This window comes from Geomonas propionica (assembly GCF_016458235.1).
Taxonomy (GTDB): Bacteria; Desulfobacterota; Desulfuromonadia; order Geobacterales; family Geobacteraceae; genus Geomonas; species Geomonas propionica.
On the sequence record NZ_JAEMHK010000013.1, the window covers coordinates 94,688 to 118,523 of the forward strand.

16 protein-coding genes are annotated in these 23,836 nt (G+C 62.6%); 7 read left to right on the top strand and 9 right to left on the bottom strand.

Going from position 1 to position 23,836, the window contains the following annotated elements:
- The first annotated feature begins 92 nt into the window (after positions 1-92).
- The 3 genes from cdaA (at position 93) to JFN90_RS16570 (ending at position 4,177) form a co-directional block, all read left to right on the top strand.
- Positions 93-1,262, top strand: coding sequence for a diadenylate cyclase CdaA (cdaA, locus tag JFN90_RS16560; RefSeq protein WP_199396237.1), 1,170 nt, complete (start codon positions 93-95; stop codon positions 1,260-1,262).
- A gap of 128 nt (positions 1,263-1,390) precedes the next feature.
- Positions 1,391-2,410 (top strand): C40 family peptidase, encoded by a 1,020-nt coding sequence (locus JFN90_RS16565; RefSeq protein WP_199396238.1) that lies wholly within the window; start codon positions 1,391-1,393, stop codon positions 2,408-2,410.
- A gap of 63 nt (positions 2,411-2,473) precedes the next feature.
- Positions 2,474-4,177: a B12-binding domain-containing radical SAM protein gene (locus JFN90_RS16570; RefSeq protein WP_199396239.1), complete on the top strand. Its 1,704-nt coding sequence runs from the start codon at positions 2,474-2,476 to the stop codon at positions 4,175-4,177.
- A 255-nt stretch (positions 4,178-4,432) separates the two neighbouring features.
- Here JFN90_RS16570 and JFN90_RS16575 read toward each other — a convergent pair whose 3' ends face one another.
- From JFN90_RS16575 to JFN90_RS16600, 6 genes are all read right to left on the bottom strand, one after another.
- Positions 4,433-4,852, bottom strand: coding sequence for a hypothetical protein (locus tag JFN90_RS16575; RefSeq protein ID WP_199396240.1), 420 nt, complete (start codon positions 4,850-4,852; stop codon positions 4,433-4,435).
- Between the two features lie 113 nt (positions 4,853-4,965).
- Positions 4,966-8,142, bottom strand: coding sequence for a DUF3971 domain-containing protein (locus JFN90_RS16580; RefSeq protein WP_199396241.1), 3,177 nt, complete (start codon positions 8,140-8,142; stop codon positions 4,966-4,968).
- Between the two features lie 45 nt (positions 8,143-8,187).
- A complete protein-coding gene (locus tag JFN90_RS16585; protein WP_199396242.1) occupies positions 8,188-10,449 on the bottom strand; it encodes a sensor histidine kinase in 2,262 nt (753 codons plus the stop codon).
- A gap of 127 nt (positions 10,450-10,576) precedes the next feature.
- Complete coding sequence (lpxC, locus tag JFN90_RS16590) at positions 10,577-11,494, bottom strand: UDP-3-O-acyl-N-acetylglucosamine deacetylase (protein ID WP_199396243.1); 918 nt, start codon at positions 11,492-11,494, stop codon at positions 10,577-10,579.
- A gap of 192 nt (positions 11,495-11,686) precedes the next feature.
- Positions 11,687-13,372 carry an ABC1 kinase family protein gene (locus JFN90_RS16595; protein WP_199396244.1) on the bottom strand — a complete coding sequence of 562 codons (1,686 nt, stop codon included), beginning with the start codon at positions 13,370-13,372 and terminating at the stop codon, positions 11,687-11,689.
- Positions 13,360-13,692, bottom strand: coding sequence for a phasin family protein (locus tag JFN90_RS16600; RefSeq protein ID WP_199396245.1), 333 nt, complete (start codon positions 13,690-13,692; stop codon positions 13,360-13,362). The genes JFN90_RS16595 and JFN90_RS16600 overlap by 13 nt, the downstream gene beginning before the upstream one ends.
- A gap of 156 nt (positions 13,693-13,848) precedes the next feature.
- On the opposite strand from JFN90_RS16600, the gene JFN90_RS16605 reads away from it, so the two are divergent.
- Complete coding sequence (locus JFN90_RS16605; protein WP_199396246.1) at positions 13,849-15,636, top strand: GspE/PulE family protein; 1,788 nt, start codon at positions 13,849-13,851, stop codon at positions 15,634-15,636.
- Between the two features lie 51 nt (positions 15,637-15,687).
- Positions 15,688-16,242: a peptide-methionine (S)-S-oxide reductase MsrA gene (msrA, locus tag JFN90_RS16610; protein WP_199396247.1), complete on the top strand. Its 555-nt coding sequence runs from the start codon at positions 15,688-15,690 to the stop codon at positions 16,240-16,242.
- A gap of 21 nt (positions 16,243-16,263) precedes the next feature.
- Here msrA and JFN90_RS16615 read toward each other — a convergent pair whose 3' ends face one another.
- The 3 genes from JFN90_RS16615 to JFN90_RS16625 all read right to left on the bottom strand — a co-directional run bounded on the left by JFN90_RS16615 (position 16,264) and on the right by JFN90_RS16625 (position 21,037).
- Positions 16,264-18,399: a hybrid sensor histidine kinase/response regulator gene (locus JFN90_RS16615; protein WP_199396248.1), complete on the bottom strand. Its 2,136-nt coding sequence runs from the start codon at positions 18,397-18,399 to the stop codon at positions 16,264-16,266.
- An 87-nt stretch (positions 18,400-18,486) separates the two neighbouring features.
- Positions 18,487-19,728, bottom strand: coding sequence for a glucose-1-phosphate adenylyltransferase (glgC, locus tag JFN90_RS16620; protein WP_199396249.1), 1,242 nt, complete (start codon positions 19,726-19,728; stop codon positions 18,487-18,489).
- A gap of 49 nt (positions 19,729-19,777) precedes the next feature.
- Positions 19,778-21,037: a ChaN family lipoprotein gene (locus tag JFN90_RS16625; RefSeq protein WP_199396250.1), complete on the bottom strand. Its 1,260-nt coding sequence runs from the start codon at positions 21,035-21,037 to the stop codon at positions 19,778-19,780.
- A 432-nt stretch (positions 21,038-21,469) separates the two neighbouring features.
- Here JFN90_RS16625 and leuB point away from each other — a divergent pair, with 432 nt between their 5' ends.
- Positions 21,470-22,558, top strand: coding sequence for a 3-isopropylmalate dehydrogenase (gene leuB, locus JFN90_RS16630; RefSeq protein ID WP_199396251.1), 1,089 nt, complete (start codon positions 21,470-21,472; stop codon positions 22,556-22,558).
- A gap of 73 nt (positions 22,559-22,631) precedes the next feature.
- Positions 22,632-23,729, top strand: coding sequence for an aspartate-semialdehyde dehydrogenase (asd, locus tag JFN90_RS16635; RefSeq protein ID WP_199396252.1), 1,098 nt, complete (start codon positions 22,632-22,634; stop codon positions 23,727-23,729).
- Positions 23,730-23,836 lie beyond the last annotated feature (107 nt).

Consider the following 23,836-nt stretch of genomic DNA (forward strand, 5'->3'; position numbering starts at 1 on the left):
AAGCGCCACGGCTTGCCAGCAAAAAGCGGCCCTGCCTTCTTTTAAGGCCGTCCGCTGGTCCGCGCCAGCGCCATCCCCCAAGGAGGCAACCGTTGTTCCCCCAAATCAGGCCCCAGGATATCGCCGATATCCTGATCATGACCTTTCTGCTCTACCAGCTCTATAGCTGGTTCAAGAACTCCAAGGCGCTCCAGGTAGTGTTGGGGCTCTTGTTCCTGGGCGTGATCTACTTCGTCACCAAGAGCTTGGGGCTCTTCATGACCAGTTGGATCCTGCAGGAACTGGGAACGGTGCTTCTCGTCCTCTTGATCGTGGTATTCCAGTCCGAGATCCGCCAGGCCCTGTACCGACTGAGCCTGCTGCGCAACCTGTTCGAACACCAGGAGAGCGCGGTGCGGCTCGACCTGCTGGAGTTTTCTTCAACGGTCTTCTCGCTCGCCTCCCAGCGCATCGGGGCGCTGGTGGTGTTCCAGCGCGAGGAACTTCTGGACGACCTCATCCTGCACGGCGTCCCCATGGACTCCTTAGTGAGCGGTTCCCTGGTCACCAGCATCTTCATGCCCGGTTCGCCGCTGCACGACGGAGCGGTGCTGGTGAAGGACGGGAGGGTCGCGCTCGCTTCCTGCCACCTGCCGCTGTCGGTGAGTGCCGACGTGCCGCAGCATCTCGGCACTCGCCACCGCGCCGCCCTCGGCCTTTCCGAGCGCTCGGACGCCGTCATCGTGGTCGTATCCGAGGAACGGGGCCAGGTTTCCCTGTCGCGGCAGGGTGAGTTGGAGGTCATGGCGTCGCAGGCGCAGCTGCACGAGTGCCTCACCTCACTGCTGCAGCCGCTCTCCCGCGAGGAGCAGCGCGTTGGCGTTTTCAAACGCCTCTTCTCCAATTTCTGGCCCAAGGTCGCCATCTTCTGCGTAGTGGTGGCGAGCTGGCTCTTGATTACCTACCGGCAGGGGGAGATCCTTACCGTGACGGCCCCGGTCACCTTCCATAACCTCCCCGACAACCTCACTCTGACCCGCAGCTTCCCGGACGAGGTGGATCTGCAACTGAAATCCTTCTCGAACTTGGTAGCCTCTCCGAAGAACCTGGACATCGTGGTGGACCTGGACCTCTCCAAGGCCAAGGAGGGGAACAACAATATCCAGATCAGCAAGGACCTGATCCGGCTCCCGCCCGGCGTCGTGGTGGTGAACCTGGACCGCTCCCTGGTGCGGGTGGTGGTGGAAAAGAAACAAGCGAAGGTTCCGATCCGCAAGCGGTAATTATAGTAAATTCCGGAAGTTGACTTCGTTCGCTGTCACCTGAACGGTCATAAAAGTTGACAGGGTGTGTCATTTGTTATATAAATTGACGCACCCGCTTTTTTTTCTAGAACAATGAAGGAGGATTCATGATAAAAAGCCTGAAGCTCTTTACCCTGTGCATCGTCATGCTCTCCATACCTTCGCTCGCCTTCGCCGCAAAGACCCATCGCGTAAAAAAGCACGAAACCTTATACACCCTCGCCAAAAAATATAACGTTACCGTCGAAGAGCTGAAGGCCGCCAACAACCTGGTCGGCAACAGCGTCAAGCCGCGCGTGCTCCTGGTCATCCCCCCCCGTTCCGTTTCCGAGGGGAAGAGCGCATCGGCCGCCGACACCAAGGTGTACAAGGTAAAGAAGAGCGAGACCCTGTCCCGCATCGCCAAGAAGACCGGCGTTTCGGTTGCCGAGCTGAAGAGGCTCAACGGCATCACCAGCAGCAGGGTGAAGGCGGGAAAGGTGCTGGTGCTCAAGGAAAGCGAGCCCGCGGACGAGCCGAAGGTCAAGGTTACTAAGAAGTTGCAGTTGCGTCACCCCGATCTCTTTAACGAAAAAGATTACGAGCAGAGCATCCAGGAACTCGCCTCGCTCGAGCCGGAGCACCAGGTCGATCTTTCCAAGAACACCGAATTGAAGGCAAACGGCATCAAGGAGCTGAAGAAATCCGCCTATGGCTTCCTGGGGACCCGCTACCGCTTCGGTGGCAGCTCGCGCTCCGGCATCGACTGCTCCAGCTTCGTGCAGCACGTTTTCAAGGAACTGGAAGTCTCCCTGCCGCGCACCGCGCGCGAGCAGTTCGAAGTCGGCAACGCCGTGGCGCCGGGTGACCTGCAGAAGGGTGACCTGATCTTCTTCGCCACCTATGCCTCCTATCCTTCCCATGTCGGCATCTACCTCGGTAACAACAAAATGATCCACGCCTCCTCGCGTGACCGCAGGGTCGTGATCTCCTCGCTGAACACCTCCTACTACCGTTCGCGCTTCCTGGGCGCCAAGCGGATCGCCAAGGTCAACCCCGACGTATTCCAGCTCGACGACCTGATCCTCGGTGTTGAGGAGGACAACTCGGAAAACGCCATGGAAGAGGACGGCCTGACCAGCAACTAGCCGGTCTCCTCGATTATCGTCAACGAATCCGGCCCTTGGGCCGGATTTTTTTATGGGCTCCGCATGAAGATTCTCCTGGCTTACAAATGTCACCCCGAAGGCGCCAAGGACCCGTTCACCTCGCTGTTGCCGGTCGGCCTACTCTCGCTGAACGCGGTGCTCAGGCGGGCGGGGCACCAGGTCACCCTGGCCAACCTTTCCCGCTCCTCTTGGGCGCAGGTCCGCGCACTGCTGCAGCGGCTCTCCCCCGACCTGGTCGGCATCTCCCAGTTCACCCACAACCGTTCCGAATCGATCCGCCTGGCCGCCCTGGCCAAGGAGGTCCACCCCTCAGGTTGCGTCGTCTTGGGCGGGCCGCACGCGACCCACTCCTGGCGCGAGCAGTTGGAGCGGCATAGCGAGGTGGACGCGATCGTGCTCGGGGAAGGGGAGCAGACCCTGCTGGAGTTGGCGCAGGCACGCGCTGACGGCCGGTCCCTGGCGCAGGTGCCAGGCGTCGCCTGCCGGGAGGGGGGGGAGGTCGTGCCGGGAGCGCCTCGGGCCGCCGTGGCCGACCTGGATCAGCTTCCCCTGCCGGGTGTGGACCCCGGCGAGACTATCGGCGTGGACCTGCGGCGCCAGCTCGAGTTCGTGATCACCTCGCGGGGCTGCCCCGCAAGTTGCCTGTTCTGCTCTTCTCCGCTGTTCTGGGGGCGTGGCGTCCGTTTCCGCTCTCCCGCCTCGGTGGTAGAGGAGTTGCGCCTTTTAAAGGAGCGTTACGGCCTCATATACTTCTCTTTCCGCGACGACACCTTTACCGCCAACCGTGCCCGGGTCCTGGAGATCTGCCGCCTGATCGAGGAGCAGCGGCTGCACATCCTCTGGAATTGCCAGTCCCGGGTCAACGCGGTGGACTTGGAGATGCTGGTGGCGATGAAGCGGGCCGGGTGCGAGTGCGTCCAGTTCGGCGTGGAGTCCGGTTCGCCGGAGATGCTCAAGGCCCTGGGGAAAAAGATCCTGCCGGCGGATGTGGAGCGGGCCGCGGCAGCGGCGCGCCAGGCGGGCATCAACCTTTCGGTCTACCTGATCACCGGGATACCCGGGGAAAGCGACGCCGACCTGCAGCAGACCGTGCGCCTCATCGACCGGATCCGGCCCCAGGACGGGCAGGTCTCGCCCCTGGTCTACTATCCCGGGACGGAACTGCTGCACGGTGCGGTGCGGCGTCACGAGGTGCCGGCCGATCTCTTCGAGGAAAAGGAAGGGGAGGGTTTCCTGGTACGCCGCGACCCGTTCGTGGAGCGTTCGCGCCAGTCCATACTGAAGGCGCTGCAAAAGGCGGGCAAGAAGGCCCGCTTCACCCGAACCGATTTCGCAGCGCAGCGGGAACTGGTGGGTTACAGCTTCGTGACTGAGCTGCTGCAGGCGGAAGCGCTGGAGCAGGAGGGGGACTGGGAGGGTGCGCTCAGGCTGTGCCGGGGCATGACGCGGCAGGAACCGGACAACCCTTGGGGGTGGCTGCAGATGGCGGGGGTGCAGGAGCGTGGCGGCGACTTGGGCGGCGCCACGCGCTGCTATGAAAAGCTGTCGCAGTTGGTTCCCAACCACCTTCCCGCCTTCGTGGCACTGGGGGAGCTGGCCTTGGCCCAGGGGGACCGCGCCGCGGCGGCGCGTCACTACCAGAGGGCGCTGGAGCTCGATCCGAATGATGATGCCGCCCTGGAGGGGGCGACGCAGGCGGGCGTCGGGCGCGGTAAGGCGGGGAGCAAAGCAGGCCGCAGGAAGTAAGCCTCTCGGTTTGGGCGATACCCTTGGCCTAGAGTTCCCCCCTTTTGCGAAGGGGGGCAGGGGGGATTTGCCTTTTGCTCTTAACTGCCCCCCAAAATCAAATCCCCTCTGTCTCCCCTTCGCAAAGGAGAGGACGTTAGTCACGTGCTGCGCTTCGTGGGCGGCACATAAGAGATTGGATGTTGCCGGATAGACAACAAAAAAAGCGCCTCCCTTGCGGGAAGCGCCTTTTTTTATCCTTGCTACGGGAGCGGCTTACTTGTTGACGGCCAGGCCCGGTGCGAAGATGATCTTGTCGAAGGTGCGCTTCAGAGTCTTGCTCTGGAAGTTGACCATCGGCGGGGAGTCCGGGAACTCGACGGTGTCGCCGACTTTCACCTTGGTCTGCATTGCTGCAACCCACAGCTTCTCGCCTTTCTCTTCGATCAGGACATAGGTGTACCCGCCGGAGTCCATGGTCTCGAGGACCTTGCCTTTGTGACCTGCGCCCGGCTTTACTTCCTGCGGCTTCAGACCAGCGTGCGGATCGGTGCCCGGAGCTGCTGCGGGCATCTGGGTTGCGGGGGCTGCAGCCGGTGCCTGCTGTGCAGGTGCCTGCGGAGCTTCTTCTTTCTTCTTGCAGCCGGCAGCTGCCACGGCCACGATTGCCAACAATACGACCAAAGTCTTCTTCACAGTTTCCTCCGTGTTGGATGAAATTAACGAATTCACAACGGTTAAAAAAAATACCACAACAAGAACGAACTTTACAACTAAAAAAAGTCTGGTATACGCACTCGCCGACCGCTTTAGCGCCCGATGATCACTTCACCGGTGTCGGTAATGAGGCGCGCGGGAAGCTCGAACACCCGTTTGAAGATGTTGAAGACCCCTTTGGCAAGCGACTTGACCGGCACCGCCGTCACCTGCGGATCCTCGATACGCCCCTTCGCCTCGAAGTAGGTGGTAATGAGCGACTTGTCCTTCCCGGTCAGGATCCACCCGACGATGGGGATCTTGCTCACCACCTTGTCCACGGTCTGCAGCGGCTGCACCCCCACGTTCAAGTCGAGCTCGTCCTTGACCAGGTCTACCTTCCCGACCGCTGATATGTTCATGGCGTTACTGTCAACGAACAGGTTTTGGGTGGTGGCGACGCCGTTGTTGAAGGCGATGTCCGAAGTGATCTTGTTGAAGGGCATCCCCCCCGAGACCATGTCCGGGAGCTGCCCTTTGAAGAGCTGCGACACGTTGAGGATGGAGAAGATCTTGGAAAGGGTGGAGAACTTCCTGATGCTGCCGCGCTCGATCCTCACTTTCACGTTTCCCTGGATGCTCCGCTTGTAATCCGCGGTACTCTCCCCGCGCACCGACAGGTCGCCTTGCATGGACATGGCGCCGGTCACCTCCTGTTTCTTTACCCCCAGCGAGTGCAAAAGCGCCGCCGCCGAGACTTTCTGCACACTGCAGGAAAGGTTGTGGCGCGCGGGCGCCACGAGGTCGCTACGCAGCCTGCCGGTGACCTCACCCTCGAAGGAGCTGAACTCGAAGGGGAGCAGCTGCAGCACGTGGTTCTCGTAGAAAACGGTGGTCTTCAGGCGCTGGAACGGGAAATCCTTGAGTTTTCCCTCGTTGGCGGTGACCTGGGCGCGAAGGGTGACGGGACCTTCCCCGCCGGGGCCACCAAAGAGCGGCATCAGGTCATCGGGGTTCAGGTAGGGAGCGGCGACGACCAGCTCCGCCAGCGGGTGCTGCAGGTCCTTGACGCTTCCCTTCACCTGGAGCGAAGTCTTGCCCAGCGAACCGGAGAGCGAGGTGATCTGGAGGTTGTCCTTTTGGTAGGTGAGGTTCCCCTGCACACGTTCCACCCGCACCGGGGCGCCGCCGGTGGCGAAGCCCAGGTCGGCGGGATCGACCGAGGGAGAGCTGAAAACGAGCTGCCAGCTCGGGTTCTGCGTCCCGGTCAGGACGCCGCGCCCGCTGATGCTGGTGTTGCCCAGCCTGACCTGGAGCTGCGAGGTCTCGAAGGTCTCGCCGTTCACCTTGACGGTGCCGTTCACGCCGGTCAGCGGCTTGATCTTGTCGCCCGGCTTCAGGGTCACCCCGGCAAGTCCCACGTTACCGCTCCAGGTGAGCCGGTCGGTGTCGGGGCCGCTGGCGTGCAGCAGCAGCTGGACCAGGCCGGTGGGATGGTACTTTTTCACCATGGGGACCAGTTGGCCTACTTCGGTGCTCTGGAACTGGTTGGTCTTGATCTCGAAGCTGACCGGGCCGCCGTACCGGCTCACCGCGGTGGCGGAGAGGGCCGCGGGGGGGAGCAGGTAGTGCAGCGAGGTGATCCGGAACTGCTCCTTGTCGAATTCCATGCTGAAGGAGACGCTGTTGGTGCGCCCGGCCGGTTTAGCCACCAGGTCTTTGAAGGTGTAGGCGGCGGTGGTGAGGTCGCTGTCGCCGGAGAGGCGATACAGGGACGTGCCTCCCTCACCCTTCAAGTTCAGGATCGAGTTGGTGGCGAAGGAGCCGATCCCCTTGCCCAAAAGCCAGACCACCTCCGGCTGCCTGGGCTGCACCTTGGCCGTGAAAAGGTACTGGCACGGGCGATCCAGCGGGTAGTCGGTGATGCGCCCTTCCAGGGACAAGGGGGAGGTGCCGAAGCGTCCCGTCATCCCCTTCAGCAGGAAATCCTTGCCGGAAAGCTCCAAAAGCCCCTTGACCCCGGTGAAGATGGGGATGCCGGAGCCGTAGTTCACCACGCCGTCCTCGACGTGCGCCTTGATGTAGAGCACGTTGTAGTTCTGCCCCCGCTCCATGTGCAGGATCTGGCTCACCCTTCCGTCCAGGCGCCCCTGGTCCAGGCGGTACACGCCGCCGGTGATCTTTTGCTCGATGAAGTGGGAGGTGTCGTCGACGATGATGCCGTAGGGGATGTACTGGTGGTAGTCGCGCAGGTTGAAGCTGTTGCTGCTGGCGCTGGCGGTGATGCGCACGTCGCCCGAGTGCAGATCAGAGAGCTTCACCTTGCCGTTCACCTTGTAACCGTCCAGGTCCAACTTGACGTGGTCGATGTCGAGGTCGCGGTCGGTAAGCTGCAGCGAGCAGGAGCCCTTGAATGACTTCGGGGTGAGCCTCGCGTGGAACACCTGGGGATAGTCGAGGTTCATCCTGGTGAAGCGGAAGTCGGTCTTCCCCTTGAAGGCGTTCAGGTACCCCTTGATGGTTGCCTCCAGCTCCAACTCGCCGGAGAGGCTTTTGAACGGGACGAAGCGGCTGTAGTAGGGCCAGAAGTGGCCCAGGTCGAGGGGGCCGGTCTTCACCTTGCCGTGCACCGCCATGGAGGTGAAGGGGACCCCGGCCGCCGGGATGCCCGCCACGCCGGAAAGGTGGATGGGGACCTTGCTCCGTCCCGAGGCGATCTGGCCGTTCAGCTTGAAGTCGCAGTCCCTGCCGCGGGTGATCCGGCTCAGGAAGAGGTCCGTGTCCGAGAGTTCGGTGACCACCGGTTGCTCCGAGAAGGCGTAATCGGTGAAGTGGATCCGGGCCTTCTTGAGCTCGACGCCGTGGATCCCGGGTGCCTCGCCCCCGCTGGGGGTAAGGAGGTCGGCGATGTTGAACACCCCCTGGCGGTCGCGCCAGAACCTCAGCGTCGGGCGCTCCAGTTCGATCCGGGAGAGCACCACCTCGCGGCGTAACAGTGGGAGGATGGCGATCTTCACCGTGAGCCGTTCGGCGGTGGCGAATTCGGTCACGCCGTCCTTCTCCTTGATGGTGACGCCGGTGAAGGTGAAGGCGGGGGTGAGCCGCATGGTGAAGGCGCCGGTCTGGTACTGCAGGTCCCGTTTCAGCGAGGCTTTTACCTGCGCCAGTATGTCGGCCTTGTAGGTGTCGAGGTCGAGCAGTCGGGGGAGGAGGGCCGCCCCGAGGACGACAACAGTCACTATGGTGGCCACCAGCGGCAAAAGCCAGGCCCGTATTTTCTTCAGCTGCATATCAATGTTCTCTGGGGCTTCCGGGTCAGTCGTCTCAACCCGGCTCTAGGCGTCGGCCGGGAGTTCGATGATGAAGCGGCTCCCTTTAGGGTAATTTTCCTTGGCACGTATGAAGCCGTGGTGGTCGGAGATGATGGTGTTGACGATGGCGAGGCCAAGGCCGGTGCCGCTCTTCTTCCGGGAGAAGTACGGCTCGAAGAGCCGGGGGCGATCCTCGGCGGCGATGCCGTGACCGGTATCGGAGACGGTGAAGGTGGCCATCTTCAGGGTGCTGTCGTAGCGGGTGGTGAGCTCGATCTCCCCCTCTCCCTCGATGGCGGCCACCGCGTTGTCCAAGAGGTTGATCACCACCCGCTTGATCTGGTCGCGGTCCAGCATGATGGCGGGCATCTGCTCGTCCTCGTTCAGCGTGAAGCGGATGTGGCGGTGCGCCTCCACGTAGAGGGTGAGCGCCTCCTTGAGTATCTCGTTCAGGTCGTTGGGCTTGGGGACCGAGGCCGGCATGCGGGCGAAGTTGGAGAACTCGTTCACCAGCCCCTTCAGCTCGTCCACCGACTTGATGATCATGGCGGTGCACTGGTCGAAGACCTCTTCCTCCCCCTCGAAGCGGGACAGGTAGCGCTTCCGCAGTCGCTGCGCCGAGAGCTGGATCGGCGTGAGCGGGTTCTTGATCTCGTGGGCGATCCTTCGCGCCACCTCGCGCCAGGCCGCCATCCGCTGCGCCTTGATCAGCGAGGTCAGGTCGTCCAGCACCACCACCATACCCATGAAGGCGTCGTTCTCGTCCTTCAGGACGGTCAGGTTGGTGAGCAGGGTCAGTTCGCCGTCGCGCATCGGGATGGTCACCTGGCGCACGATGGCGTTGTGCTTGTCGAGCACCATGTCGCGCAGGAGTCCCTTGACGATGTCCAGGTGCTCGGACTGCAGCACTTCGCGGAAATTTTTTCCGGTGACCTTGTCGCTGTTGATGAGCAGGAGCTTCTCGGCCGACTTGTTGACCGTGGTGAGTAGCCCCCCCTTGTCCACCGAGATGATGCCGGCGGTGACGTTGGCGAGCACCGCCTCCATGTAGCGGCGCCGCTGATCCAACTCCATGTTGCTCTTCTGCAGTTCCTCGTTGGTATGCTGCAGGGCGAGCTGGTTCTCGCGCAGGTCCTCGGTCATCCGGTTGAAGGATGCGATCAGCATACCGATCTCGTCGCCCCCCCCCTCGCCCAGGTGCACGTCCAGGTTCCCCTCGGCCACCTGGCGGGTCGCCTCGGCTAGTTCCTGGATCGGGATGGTCAGGCTGCGGGCCAGGTAGACGCCGAACCAGACCGCGAGGAAGGCGATTACCATGGTGATCAGGAACAGGGTCAGGATGTAGCCGGTGGCGATGGGGTGCTTCAGGATCTTCAGCTGGCGGAACTCGTGGTACGATGCCGAGATCTCGCGCATCTTGGAGACCAGGGAGTAGGGGACGTAGTAGTTGACCACGATGACCCCGACCACGTCGTTGCCGTTGAAGTTGCTCCGGATCGGAACGATGCCGCGGATCAGGTCCGCCTTGCCGATGGCGTTGACCCGGGTCAGCTTCTGGCCGGCGAGCCCCACGTTGATGTCCTCGGAGGAGGGGTTGGTGAACTCGCCCAGGGGGAGCTTCGGGTTGCCGGCGCGGAACAGCTCCTCGCGCTGCGCGGAGAAGACCTCGACCACGCCGAGGTTGTACTCCTTCTGCTTCTGGCGCACCAGTGCCTTCAGCTGGGGCAGGTTCTCCTCGTTGAGGAGCTTTCTCTCCTTGATGGCGTCGCTGATCTGCTCGCCGTAGTAGAGTGCGTTGGTGGCCGAGGTCTTGTAGTAGACCTGCGCCACCTCCATCGACTCGTTCAGGGAGGTTTCCACCTGCTTATTGAACCAGTTCTGGATGCTGTTGGTGATGAAGCCGGCGGAGACGAAGAACAGGAGCATGGTCGGCACCAGGGACAGGGTGACGAAGGCGAGCACCAGCTTGGTGCGCAGCTTGGCGCCCGGGACGTTCTTGCGCCGCTCCAGGAAGAGCTTGGTGATGTTCCTGAACACCAGGTAGACCAGGAGGATGATGAGCAGGATGATGATGTTGATGATGCCGAAGATGACGATGTTGCTCCCCATCGGCACCTCGGAGGAGAGGCGCGACAGGTGGATCTCGAAGTAGGTGAGGAGCACGATCATGAACAGCGAGACGCAGACGATGATCGCCTCGCGTTTGCGCTTTCTGATCTCTCCTGCGGGGAGTTCGGTCCCCTGCGTGTGCGTGGGGAGCCCCTCTTTTGGGTCGGACATCGGCATCAGGCCACTCTATACGAACGGGTGAACAGTTTCAAGCACTTCCATGCTGCCCGGGAACGAAAAAAAGCAGCCCACGGAGGGGCTGCTTTGGATTTTTCTGAACCTTAACCTTAACCTCAACCTGCTGTTAAGCCTCCAGCCAGGCCAGTTCCGGCAGGGACAGGTTGAAGGGGGCGTTGAACGCCTGCGGGGTGAACTCGATCAGGGTGTAGCAGTCGGGGCGCTTCAAGAGCTCCATGACCAGCTTGTGGTTCAGGTCGTGGCCGGACTTGGTGGCCTTGACGTGCCCGATCAGGCGGTGACCGGTGAGGGAGAGGTCACCCACGGAGTCGAGGATCTTGTGGCGTACGAACTCGTCCTGGAAGCGGAGCCCTTCCGGGTTCATGACCCCGTTGTCCCCGATGACCACCGCGTTGTCCAGGGACCCCCCCAGGGCCAGGCCGTGTGCCTTCATCATCTCGACTTCAGCCAGGAAGCAGAAGGTCCGGGCGGCGGCGAACTCGTCGGTGAAGCTCGACTGGCTGAATTCCAGCGAACGCTGCTGCTTCATCACCGCCGGGTGGGCGAACTGCATATCGAAGGAGATCTTGTAGTGGCGCGACGGGATGATGGACGCTTTCTTGTCCCCCTCGGTGACGCTCACCGGCTTCTTGATTACCAGGTACTTGCGGGGCTTCTTGGACTCCTTGGTGCCCGCCTTGACGATGGCGGACACGAAGGGGGCGGCGCTGCCGTCCATGATGGGGACTTCCGGGCCGTTGATGTCCACGTGCGCGTTATCGATGCCGCAGCCGTACAGGGCCGCCATGAGGTGCTCTATGGTGGAAACGCTTGCCTCGCCGCGGCCGATGGTGGTGGAGAGCCTGGTGTTGACCACGTTCTGTGCGTGCGCCTCGATGGAGACCGCCGGGGTGAGGTCAACCCTGTGGAAGACGATGCCGGTGCCGGGCTCAGCCGGACGCAGCGTGATGGTGATCGTCTTGCCGGTGTGCAGGCCGATGCCGCTGAAGGTTACCTTGTTGCCCAAAGTCTGCTGGAATATCATCTGCTTGCTCCTGATAGTCAGTATGCTTACTATCAAGCAAGTAATGCGCCAAATGGAGCTGTGTGCTTCTTGTTGGAAAAAAGCGCGCTGCTACGCGTGTGTAGACGGTATTGGTCCCAAGAGACGGCCGGGGCGGGGGTGTGGTATTTTTGCCGCTGTGGTGCCAGTGCAACGGTGGGTGTGGCTTTTTTGCTACAGTCGTCCGGAGCGCAGGATGGCGACCATCCACCAGATGCCGACCAGGCCGGCGCAGCTGTAACCGAAAAAAGCGAAGGCGGGGAGGCCCCAGAGCATGGGGCCGCGGTTCCCCTGCATGGCGATGGAGGAGCCGATCAAGAGGGCGGCGATGATCAGGGAGAGGCAGAGCCGGTTGGCGGAGCGGTCCAGTTCCTTGGAGAAGCGGTCCAGGCCGCGGTGCTCCAGGTCGATGCGGAACTTGTTGCGGTTGACCTTGTTCAGGATCTCCCTGATGTCGCGCGGCAGGTTGCGCGCCAGGGTGAGGTACCCCTCGAGCCCCTGCTCGACCTCGTGGAAGAGCCGGCCGGGGGAGCGCTGCTGGCGGAACTCGCGCTCCAGGAAGGGGCGCAGGTGGCCGACCATGTCGAAGTCGGGATCGAGCCTTCTCCCCATCCCCTCTACCACCACCAGCACCTTCACCAGCATGGTCAGGTCCGGGTGCACCTTGATGCGGTGGGTGGAGATCAGGTCGATGAACTCCAGCAGCATGCGCCCCACCTCGATCTCCTTGAGCGGGATCTCGAAGTAGCTGTCCATGAACTCGGCCAGGGACTTCTTCAGGGCCTGCATGTTGACCGTTTCGGCGGCGTCCCCCGCCTCGACGATGACGTAGGCGAGCCCCTCGATGTCGCGGTTGATGACCGCCACCAGGACGTCGGTCAGGTAGCGCTTCACCGCCGGGTCGAGCCTTCCCACCATGCCGAAGTCGAGCAGGCAGATCACGTTGTCCTGCAGGATCAGCACGTTGCCGGGATGGGGGTCGCCGTGGAAGAAACCGTGCTCCAGCACCATCTTGAGAAAGACCCGGGCGCCGCGTTTGGCAATCTCGCGCCGGTCCAGCCCCGCCGCCTCGATGGCGCAGGTGTCGCTCACCTTGATGCCGTCCACGTACTCGGTGGTAAGCACCCCCTTGGCGGTCGCCTCCCAGTAGACCCTCGGGAAGTAGAGGTTGGCATCCCCCTTGAAATTGTCCCGGATCCTTTCGATGGCATGACCCTCGCGGGTCAGGTCCATCTCGCGGCGGATGGTGTAGGAGAACTCGCGCACCACCCCGACCGGGTCGTAGATGTCGCTTCGGGCCATGTGGCGCTCCAAAAGGAGCGCCACTCCCATCAGGATGTCGATGTCGGTCTCCACCGCCTCCACCACGCCGGGGCGGCGCACCTTGACCACCACGTCCTCGCCGGTGATCAGGCGGGCGCGGTGCACCTGGGCGATGGAGGCGCCGGCGATCGCCTCCGGGTCCACGCTCAAAAAGCGGTGCTCCAGGGGGACCCCGAGCTCCTGCTCGATCTGCACCCTGATATCCTCGAAGGGCATGCAGGGGATATTGTCCTGCAGGTGGGCCAGTTCCTGGACGAAGGAGGCCGGGATGATGTCGGCGCGCGTGGATAGGAGCTGCCCCAGCTTGATGAAGGTGGTGCCGAGTTCCTCCAGTGCAAGGCGCAGCCGCTCCGGCGGCGTCAGGTGCTCCGCCTTGGAGCTTCTGGGCCTGAAGACCCGGCGCGAGAAATCGACCACCTGCCCGAGGTTCAGGTACTCCAGCAGGTGGCCGAGGCCGTACCCGCCGAGCACCGTGATGATCTGGCGGTAGCGCCGGATGCTCCTGACGTTGCGGTTTATGTTGACTATCCTAAGCACTCATCCTCCGGCTGCGAGACCGTGGTCTCGGCCGCGATAGCCTCCAGCGCCCTGACGCGGCGCTCCAGTCGGTCGAAATCCTCGCGCGACACCATTCCCATCCGGTCCAGCGCCTTTTTCACCTCGGTCTCGGCCACTTCGGCGGTCTTTTGCTGCCCGGTGCGCGCCATCTCCTGGATCCGGTCCAGGAACGCCCGCCCTTCCTCCTCGCTGATCTTGTAGCGGGACTTCATCTCCTGGATCAGCTCCTCCCCTTTTTTCTGGGTGAGCGCCGCCGCGCCGAGTGCCGTGAGCACCGCCTTCTCGAACAGTTCGAACATGGTATCCCTCCTTCTCCATAGGTAGTGGCACGCCTCTTATTTATAGGCGCTATTTAATGATACTGGCGAGCCGCCCGTTGTCAAACTCGCACCTCCTTGACATCACTATGTTTCTCGCTGATAATCGCATACTTGTTCCCATTAGAGGATGACGCCATGCAGAAAAAGAAGATGCTTACCATCAAGAACGTGGCCCAGATCCTCCAGCACCGGGGACTGATCGACGAGAGGCAGTTCGAGGAGCTCCTGGCCAAGGGGGAGGCGCAGGCCCACCGGTTGGCGGGGGCGCAGCAGGCGGGGTATTCGCGGCGGCTGCAGCAGACCCCGGAAAAGCCCTCTCCCGCCGAGATCATCGCCTCGCTGAACCTGGAAATCGCCGGCTCGGGCGGCAAACTCCTCACCGAAGACGCCATCACCGAGGTGCTCGCCGCCGCGGTGGGGCTTCCCTACCTGAAGATCGACCCGATGAAGCTCGACCTCGAGCTGGTCACCACCCACATCTCCCGTCCCTTCGCCTTGAGGCACCTGATCGTCCCGGTGGAGTTCGCAGACGGGGTGGTCACCCTGGCCGTCGCCGACCCCTTCAATGACGAGGTGATCGAGGAACTGAGGGCGGTGAAAAGGATGGAGTTTCGCCGGGTGCTCGCCTCGCGCAACGACATCCTCAAGATCCTGAGGGAGTTCTTCGGCTTCCGGGCCTCGGTGCAGGCCGCCGAGGGCGAGGTGGCCAATGCGGTGGACCTCGGCAACCTGGAGCAGTTCGTGCGGCTGAAAAGCGGGCACGAGATCGAGGGGACCGACCGCAACATCATCTCCGCCGTGGACTTCCTGCTGCAGTACGCCTTCGACCAGCGCGCCAGCGACATCCACATCGAGCCCAAGCGGGAGAAGTCGCTGGTGCGGCTGCGCGTGGACGGGGTGCTGCACAACGTGCATGTGGTCCCCAAACAGCTGCATCCCCCCATCGTGTCGCGCATCAAGATGCTCTCCCGTATGGACCTCGCCGAGAAGCGGCGCCCCCAGGACGGCAGGATCAAGACCAGCCATGGAGGGCGCGAGGTCGAGCTGCGCGTCTCCACCTTGCCGGTCGCCTTCGGGGAGAAGGTGGTGATCAGGATCTTCGACCCCGACGTCCTGATGCAGGAGCTGGACAGCATCGGCTTCTACCCGCGCGAGTACCAGCTCTACAGTTCCTTTCTGCGCCGCCCCAACGGCATCATCCTGGTCACCGGCCCCACCGGCAGCGGCAAGACCACCACGCTCTACTCGTCGCTTAGGACCCTTTCCTCGCCGGAGGTGAACATCGTCACCGTCGAGGACCCCATCGAGATGGTCATGGAGGAATTCAACCAAGTCGGGGTGCAGTCCGGCATCGGGGTCACCTTCGACAAGGTGCTCAGGAACGTGCTTCGGCAGGATCCCGACATCATCATGGTGGGCGAGATCCGGGACAAGGAGACCGCCGAAAACGCGGTGCAGGCAGCCCTCACCGGTCACCTGGTGCTTTCCACGCTGCACACCAATGACGCCCCCTCGTCGGTGACCAGGCTGATCGACCTCGGCATTCCTTCCTTTCTCATTTCCTCCACGGTGATCGGCATCATCGCCCAGAGGCTGTTGCGCAGGATCTGTCCCAGCTGCAAGCGGGAGAGCCAGTTGAGTGCCGAGGAACTGGAGTACCTGGGTTTGAAGCGGCCGGCCCGGGTCTGGTCCGGGGAAGGGTGTTCCGAATGTCGCGGCACCGGTTACAAGGGGAGGACCGGGATCTTCGAGGTGCTGGACCTGAACGAGGCCATCAAGCCCGTGATCGGCGAGCGGGTCGACCTCTTGGAGTTGCAGAGCGCGGCCCGCAAGGACGGCCTGGTCACCCTGCGCGAACAGGCGGTGCGCAAGATGCTGGAAGGGATAACGACCTACGAGGAAGTCGTCGCGGTCACCGGGTGATGGGGGCGGACGTCGGACCAGTCGGGCAGCCGCCGCGCCTAAGGAGGAACCATGGAAAAAAGTGCCGCCGAGTCCCGCACCCAAACCGCCATCTTTGCCGGGGGCTGCTTCTGGTGCATGGAGCCGGTCTTCGACAAGATGCCCGGGGTGCTCTCGGTGCTGCCCGGGTACACCGGCGGCACCACCCCCAACCCGAGCTACCGTGAGGTCTGCGAAGGGGAGACCGGGCACGTGGAGGCGGTGCGCATCGTCTTCGACCCGGCGCAGGTGAGCTACCGCGAACTGTTGCGGGTGTTCTGGCGCAACATCGACCCCACCACGAAAAACCGGCAGTTTTGTGATTACGGCAGCCAGTACCAGACCGCCATCTTCTATCTGGATGAGGAGCAGAGAAGGGAAGCCGAGGAAACCCGGGCGGAAGCGGAGCGGGGCAACCGGGTCGGCGCCGCCGTGGTCACCGAGATCCTGCCGGCGTCGGAGTTCTACCCGGCCGAGGAATACCACCGTCAGTACTACAAGAAGGAGCCTTACCATTACCAGCGTTACCACGAGGGATGCGGACGCAACTGGAGACTGAAGGAACTGTGGGGGCGGGAAACGGAGTAGCCGGAAGCGGCGTCCCTCCGGTCAGGGTCGGGACAGCACCCGCTCCAAGGCCTGTTGCAACTCGTCGCAGCGGTACGGCTTGACCACGGCGGCGCAGAAGCCGTAGTCGTTATGTTGCGCCATGACCGGGTCGTTGGAATAGCCGCTGGAGACGATGAGCCTGGCGGTCGGGTCCAGCGCCAGGATCTGTTGCGCCGCCTCCTTGCCACCCATGCCGGCCGGAATGGTCAGGTCCATGATGGCGACCGCGAAAGGTTTCCCCGCCTGAACCGCCTCCCGGTACAGTCGCACCGCCTCCTCACCGTTGACACAGGTCACCACCTGGTAACCCAGGTACTGCAGCATGTCCCTGGTCAGCGTCCTGATCGCCTCTTCATCGTCCATGACCAGTACCGATCCTTCCCCTGGCTTGCCGGGGACTTCCGGTTGCGGCGGCGCCTCTTCCGGCACGGCCTGCCCCGCCGAGGGAAGGTAGAAGGTGAGGGTGGTCCCCGTGCCGGGGGGGGAAGATACCTCGACCCTGCCGCCATGCTTGATGACGATGGAATGGACCGAGGCGAGCCCCAATCCGCTCCCCCCGGGCTTGGTGCTGTAGTAGGGATCAAAGACGAGCTTCTGGTCGTCGTACGGGATGCCGCACCCCTGGTCGATGAAGGATACCTTCACATAGTCGCCGGGAGGAAGGCCCAGGTCGTTTCCGGCCTGCAAGGGCGCGTTCTCCGCTGCCACCGTCAGCACCCCGCCCCCCGGCATCGCTTGGCACGCGTTGATGATGACGTTGTTGAAGGCCTGGTTCATCTGCCCCTCGTCCGCCTCGATGGCGTGCAGCCCGGCCTGGAGATTCAGCCGGGTCTGCACCTTGGTGCCGTGCAGGGCAAGGTTGAGGGATTCCTGCAGGAGCCTCTCCAGCGGGACCACCTTCTTGATCGGTTGTCCCCCCTTGGAGAAGGTGAGCAGTTGGTGGGCCAGCTCGGCGGCGCGTTGCGACGCCTTTTCGGCGTTTTGCACCGCCCCCCGTGCCGGATGGTCGGGATCGAGCAGCAGTTCGGCGAAGGAGAGGTTGCCCAGGATGCCGGTGAGGATGTTGTTGAAGTCGTGGGCGATGCCGCCGGCGAGGACCCCCAGCGATTCCAGCTTCTGGGCCTTCAGCAGCTCTCGCTGCATCGCCTCCCACTTGGTGATGTCGGTCAGGGTGAACAGGATGCGGTGGTGCACCAGGCGGGTGTTCAGGATGATGTGTTTCGAGGAGCCGTCGGCGCAGGAGATTTTCGCCTCCTGCGGGGTAACCGGGACGCCGCTTCGCAGCGTGTTCGCGATCTCCTCGCGCCAGCATCCCAGGACTTGCTCGCGATAGGCGCGGTCGGGGAGGGCGCGCTCCATCAGCTCTTCCAGCGTCGGGTGGTCCTCGGAAACGTAGCCCAGCCAGTCGCTGACGTAGCTGTTGATGTACTGGACCCTGCCGCTCTCGTCAGCCCATCCCACCCCGGCCGGCATCTCCTCCATCAGGACCTTGAGGATTTCCTCGTTTTGCTGCAGCGCCTCCTCCATCTCGTGGCGCGCCGTGATGTCGCGCACCAGGACGATGACCCGGTCGCTGCCGCCGATGTCGGCGCGGCGCAGGCTGACCTCGGACCAAAAAAGCGAGCCGTCCTTTTTCCTGCTGCGCCAACGCACCGTTCTCGGGGGACCCGCCGCCTGCTGCAAAAGAAGACGGGCGTCGGCCTCGGCGTAGGGAGGCTCCCCCAGGCTCAACTCCCCCACCGAGAGGCCCCGGACCTCCTCCGGCGTATAGCCGAACATCTCGCACATGGTGCGGTTCACGTCCACCAACTGCCCCGTGGCCGCATCGTGGATGAAAAGGGCGTCGTTGACGTTGTGGTAGATGGCCTGGAAGCGGGCTTCGCTCTCCTCGAGCCTGTCCACCGACTCCGCCAGTCGCCCGGCGAAGCGCGAGATCAGCTGGTAGAGCAGCGCCGAGGTGACCATGATGAACATGAGCCCCTTGTAGACCTCGATCTGCTCCGCGACTTCTCGGTCGGAAACGAGCCAGATCAGGGCGTAGCCGGAGAGGTAAATCCAGGCGCTGCCGAACAGGGCATAGACCCCGACTATCTTGTTGATCTCGCGTCTTTGGCGCTTTTTCGATGCTGCCCGCATGCGTGCTCCCGCCCTTAAAGGGCGTAGGCTGCGGTGGCCGAGGTGTCTGCTGCAGTTACGTTTCATTGGCGGCGCGAGCCGCCGGTATCACTTTGTGTCCGCCATCGATACCACGACGATTCCCGATTCGGTGACCCGGTACCCTTTGGCCCGGTCCAGTTCGTGGTCGTAGCCGATCTCGGTGCCGTCCGGGATGACGACATTCTTGTCGATGATGGTGCGCTTGATCTTCACGTGGCGCCCGACCGTGACGTTTTCGAAGAGGATGGAATCGTCAATCTCGCTGTAGCTGTTCACCTTGCAGCGCGGCCCCAGGATGGTGCGTCGCACGGTGGCCCCGCTGGTGATGCACCCGGCGCAGACGTAGGAGTCGATGTTCATGCCGCGGCGCCCTTCCTCGTCGAACACGGTCTTGGCCGGCGGCAGGTTCCCCTGGTTGGTGAGGATGGGCCACTTGTAGTTGTACAGGTTCAACTGCGGCGAGACGTGGATCAGGTCCATGTTGGCCTCGTAGTAGCTCTCGATGGTCCCCACGTCCTTCCAGTAGCCTTTCTCCTCCGCCTTCATGCCCGGGATGATGTTGTCGTTGAAGTTGTAGGCGAAGACCTTGTCCCTGTTTTCCAGCATCATCGGGATGACGTGCTTGCCGAAGTCGAGGTCCTCGTACATCTTCTTCCCTTCCTGCAGCACCTCGATCAGTTTCTTGGTGGAGAAGATGTAGTTCCCCATGGAGGCGAAACAGGTGTCCCGCCCGGGGATGCTTTCCGGGTGCTTCGGTTTTTCGGCGAAGGCGGTGATCTTGTAGTCGTCGTCCACGGAGAAGACCCCGAAGCGGCTCGCCTCCTGCACCGGCACCTCCAGCGCCGCGACGGTCAGGTCGGCGCGGTTTCTACGGTGGTAGTCGATCATCTGGCTCACGTCCATCTTGTAGATGTGGTCGCCGCCGAAGATGGCCACGTAGTCCGCGTCCGAGGACTCGACGAAACGCAGGTACTGCAGGATGGCGTCCGCCGTGCCCTTGAACCAGTCCTCGTTCTCCGAACTGGTTTCGGGCGAGATGGCCACGAAGAACTCCCCCAGCCCGGTCCACTTGCCCCAGGATTCCCTGATGTGCTTGTTGAGGGAGTAGGCGCGGTACTGGGTCAGGATGTAGACCTTCTTGATCCCGGAGTTGAACAGGTTGCTCAGCACGAAATCGATGATCTTGTATTTGCCGCCGAACATGACGCTCGGCTTGGCCCTTCTGATGGTGAGGGGGCTCAGGCGCTCCCCTTTGCCGCCGGCGAGCACCATCGCGATGGTGTTGCCTGCATTACTCATGGCGTACATACAGTCCTTGTCCTCCGGTGTCACGGTCGGGATCGCTGCCCGTCCGGTGTCAGGGCTTGCCGTGTTTAGGCGCCTCTCCTATTTTGAACTCCACTGCGAGATCCATTACCTCGCCCTTGCGCTCCAGCTTGAGCGTGGACTTGTCCCCTACGTGCTTCTGTTTTACCCCGTAAACGAGGTCGAGGCTGTCCTTTAACGGCTCGTTGTCCAGGGCCAGCAGCAGGTCCCCCTTCTGCACCCCGGCCCGGGCGGCGTTGGAGTCCGGGACCACCGTGTTGACCACCAGGCCCCGCCCCTTGGGATCAGGTTCGAACATCACCCCCAAGAGCACCCCTTGCTTGGGGAGCCCCTCGTAGGCGTAGTTCACCAGGAAGTCGAAAGGGACGCTCGGGAAGTTCGGGACCTCCACTTCCATCATCACCGGTTTTTCCGCGCGCTGCACAGACAGCTCCCGGCCACCGATGGTGACGTAGGAACTGGGGAGACGGCGGAATACCCGGCGCGGGATGCCGAAACCGTAGCTGACGTGGTTGCCGCCCGCTACCACCAGCAGGTGGCGCTCCTTTCCGTCTGCGCCGGTGAGGTAGCGCACGGCGGAGTCGGCCATGGTTTCGTCCCAGAGCGTCTGGGCGCGGGTGAAGCCCTCGATCGCCATCTTGCCGTGGCTGTCATGTCCGCTGAACATGCTCTCGGTCTGGGCACGCTGGTACGGGTCGGAGAAATCCATCTCCGGCAGTTGCGCCTTTTGCTCGGGCGTCAGCTCCTCGAGCGGCTTCATGCGCACCGCCTGCACCAGCGCCTTCTCCGCGTTGAGCGCGACCACCGGGATGTGCTTCTCCTTCGCGTAGAGGAGCAGGTCGCGGTAGTAGGCGAAATCCATCTTCCAGCTATCGTACCAGCGCGAGGCCTTCAAGAAGGCCTTCTCGTCCAGTTCCCCCGCCACCCAGCGGTCCAGGACCGGCTGCTGCGACTTGACGAACATCTCCATCCCCAGCGCCACCTTGCCGGGATGACGCTGCTCCAGCGCCTTCAGAGTGTCCAGTTCCAGCCGGTGCGCCGCCGGGTTGTCATGAGTTTCGCCGACGTAGACCACGCGCGCGTCGGTCACCGCGTCGAACATCTGCTGCGGCGTCACCAGGGTCCCGGTGGGAAGGTGGATGATGTCGCCGATCTCCGCGTTCTTCTGTAGGGGATAGGGGTTTTCCGGGTTGCCGAGCGCGCGTCTGCCGGCTCCGGGCGTCGAACAGGCGGTCATGGTGAGCAGGGACAGCACAGTGGCATACTGCGCGAGACGAGCGATGGATAGCATTTCCTCTCCTGATTATATGATGTTCCCTCTGGGGATATGGTCATGGGTGCACGGCTCCATCGAGAGGGGAGACTCTCTGGCAACGGCCAAGGAATGATACCTACTCTAATGAATTTGTCCAGTCGCCGCTTCTCGTTAGCGCCGCTTTGCGCCAAGGTGGCCGCAGTGGGGCTTCCAGGGCTGAATCAGCTTGATCAATTTGGTGGGAATGTATCACAACACCTCATGAAGATAAACTGAAAGTTTTATTATTCTCTAATAAAAGCGTTAGTCGAGGGGGGGTTTCGTGACCTTACTGAACCAGCCGACAACGCATTAGCTCATAGTCATGGTTTGGGGCGCTAAACGTATGTTTGACGGCCTTTTTTATGTTGACAATATCACTGTCTCGCAAATAGAATCGCTAATTTAATACATATCGGAGGTTGTGCAATGGGACAGCTTTTTAAAGTGGCGGTGCTGCCGGGTGACGGCATCGGCCCGGAAGTTATGGCGGAAGCACTGAAAGTTCTGGATGCGGTCGAGAAAAAGTATGACGTCAAATTCGAACGCACCCACGCCAACGTAGGCGGCGCGGGTATCGATCTGGAGGGGCGCGCCCTTCCCGAAACCACGGTTAATATATGCAAGGCTGCCGACGCCATCCTGTTCGGTTCGGTGGGCGGCCCCAAGTGGGAAACCCTCCCCCCGGACGAGCAGCCCGAGCGCGGCGCCCTGTTGCCGCTTAGGAAGATCTTCGGCCTCTACGCCAACCTCCGTCCCGCCATCATCTTCCCGTCCCTGACCAGCGCCTCATCGCTGAAGGAAGAGGTGATCGCGGGCGGCTTCGACATCCTGGTGATCCGTGAGTTGACCGGCGGCATCTACTTCTCCCAGCCCAAGGGGATCGAAGGGGCCGGCCGCGACCGCGTCGGCGTGGACACCATGCGCTACAGCGTCCCCGAGATCGAGCGCATCACGCATGTCGCCTTCCAGGCGGCCAGAAAGCGCGGCAAGAAGGTCTGCTCCATCGACAAGGCCAACGTGCTCTCCACCTCGGTGCTCTGGCGCGAGATCGTGATCAACATCGCCAAGGAGTACCCGGACGTCGAGCTGTCCCACATGTATGTGGACAACGCGGCGATGCAGTTGGTAAAGTGGCCCAAGCAGTTCGACGTCATCCTGTGCGAGAACATGTTCGGTGACATCCTTTCCGACGAGGCGGCCATGCTGACCGGCTCACTGGGGATGCTGCCTTCGGCCTCGCTGGCCGAGGGGACCTTCGGTATGTACGAGCCCTCCGGCGGCAGCGCCCCGGACATCGCGGGACAGGGGATCGCCAACCCGATCGCCCAGATCCTCTCCGCGGGCATGATGCTGCGCTACTCCTTCGGCATGATCGAGGCGGCTGACGCCATCGACAACGCCGTCGCCCGCGTGCTGGACCAGGGCTACCGCACCCGCGACATCTACCAGGAGAAGGCCGGCGAGAAGCTGGTCAACACCAAGGAGATCGGCGACGCCATCATCGCCGGCCTGTAAGTTACGACACGATAGAGGCGGGGGCGACCCCGCCCGCACATCCACCACATATATATAGAGAGGAAGGTCGCCTATGAAAGTCGGAATGGTCGGTTGGCGTGGCATGGTTGGCTCGGTTCTCATGCAGCGCATGCAGGAAGAGAACGATTTCGCAGGTGTTGAGCCGGTATTCTTCACCACTTCCCAGGTGGGGCAGCCCGCTCCGCTGAACGCGGGTACGCTGAAGGACGCCTCGGACATCAACGAGCTTAAGAAGCTGGACGTGATCATCACCTGCCAGGGGGGCGATTACACCAAGGCCATTCGCCCGGAGCTCAAGAAGGCCGGCTGGAACGGCTACTGGATCGACGCGGCGAGCACCCTGCGCATGGAAGACGATGCGGTCATCATCCTCGACCCGATCAACCGCAACGTCATCGACGCGGCCCTCTCCAAGGGGATCAAGGACTACGTCGGCGGCAACTGCACCGTGAGTCTGATGCTCATGGGGCTGGGCGGGTTGTTCAAGGCGGGCGTGGTCGAGTGGCTCTCCTCGATGACCTACCAGGCGGCCTCCGGCGCCGGCGCCCCCAACATGCGCGAGCTCCTCTCCCAGATGGGCGTGCTGCACGGCTCCGTGGCCGAGCAGTTGGCCACACCCGGTTCCGCGATCCTCGAGATCGACAAGAAGGTCACCGCCACCCTGAGAAGCGCCGAGATGCCGACCAAAGAGTTCGGCTTCCCGCTGGCGGGCAACGTGCTCCCGTGGATCGATCGTGAAGTCGAAGACGGCCAGAGCCGCGAGGAGTGGAAGGGGTACGCCGAGACCAACAAGATCCTCGGCGCCGCGAACCCGATCCCGGTTGACGGTCTCTGCGTGCGCGTGGGCGCCATGCGCTGCCACAGCCAGGCGATCACCATGAAACTCACCAAGGACATCCCGATCGGCGAGATCGAGGAGATGATCAAGAACGACAACCAGTGGGTCAAGTTCGTGCCCAACAACAAGGCCGACTCCCTGGCGGGGCTCACCCCGGCAGCCGTTTCCGGTTCGCTCACCGTCCCGGTCGGCCGCGTGCGCAAGATGAAGATGGGGCCGCAGTACCTCTCCGCCTTCACCTGCGGCGATCAGCTTCTCTGGGGCGCCGCCGAGCCGCTGCGCCGCATGCTGCAAATTTTGAAGGAACGCTAGATTCACAAGGGGACTGGCTCCGCAGGTGCCAGTCCCTCTTTCAACGCATCCAAGGGGACAGGCACCTTCGGAGCCAGTCCCCCGCGCAGTGCAAACGGAGCGCGTTG

Bases quoted from the DNA above. Each gene is read 5' to 3' on its own strand.
- JFN90_RS16580 (WP_199396241.1), bottom strand. From the start codon at position 8,142: ATGCAGCTGAAGAAAATACGGGCCTGGCTTTTGCCGCTGGTGGCCACC.
- lpxC (WP_199396243.1), bottom strand. From the start codon at position 11,494: ATGATATTCCAGCAGACTTTGGGCAACAAGGTAACCTTCAGCGGCATC.
- msrA (WP_199396247.1), top strand. From the start codon at position 15,688: ATGGAAAAAAGTGCCGCCGAGTCCCGCACCCAAACCGCCATCTTTGCC.
- asd (WP_199396252.1), top strand. From the start codon at position 22,632: ATGAAAGTCGGAATGGTCGGTTGGCGTGGCATGGTTGGCTCGGTTCTC.
- JFN90_RS16600 (WP_199396245.1), bottom strand. From the start codon at position 13,692: ATGTTCGAACTGTTCGAGAAGGCGGTGCTCACGGCACTCGGCGCGGCG.
- JFN90_RS16570 (WP_199396239.1), top strand. From the start codon at position 2,474: ATGAAGATTCTCCTGGCTTACAAATGTCACCCCGAAGGCGCCAAGGAC.
- JFN90_RS16565 (WP_199396238.1), top strand. From the start codon at position 1,391: ATGATAAAAAGCCTGAAGCTCTTTACCCTGTGCATCGTCATGCTCTCC.
- JFN90_RS16585 (WP_199396242.1), bottom strand. From the start codon at position 10,449: ATGCCGATGTCCGACCCAAAAGAGGGGCTCCCCACGCACACGCAGGGG.
- JFN90_RS16605 (WP_199396246.1), top strand. From the start codon at position 13,849: ATGCAGAAAAAGAAGATGCTTACCATCAAGAACGTGGCCCAGATCCTC.
- glgC (WP_199396249.1), bottom strand. From the start codon at position 19,728: ATGTACGCCATGAGTAATGCAGGCAACACCATCGCGATGGTGCTCGCC.
- JFN90_RS16615 (WP_199396248.1), bottom strand. From the start codon at position 18,399: ATGCGGGCAGCATCGAAAAAGCGCCAAAGACGCGAGATCAACAAGATA.
- leuB (WP_199396251.1), top strand. From the start codon at position 21,470: ATGGGACAGCTTTTTAAAGTGGCGGTGCTGCCGGGTGACGGCATCGGC.
- JFN90_RS16625 (WP_199396250.1), bottom strand. From the start codon at position 21,037: ATGCTATCCATCGCTCGTCTCGCGCAGTATGCCACTGTGCTGTCCCTG.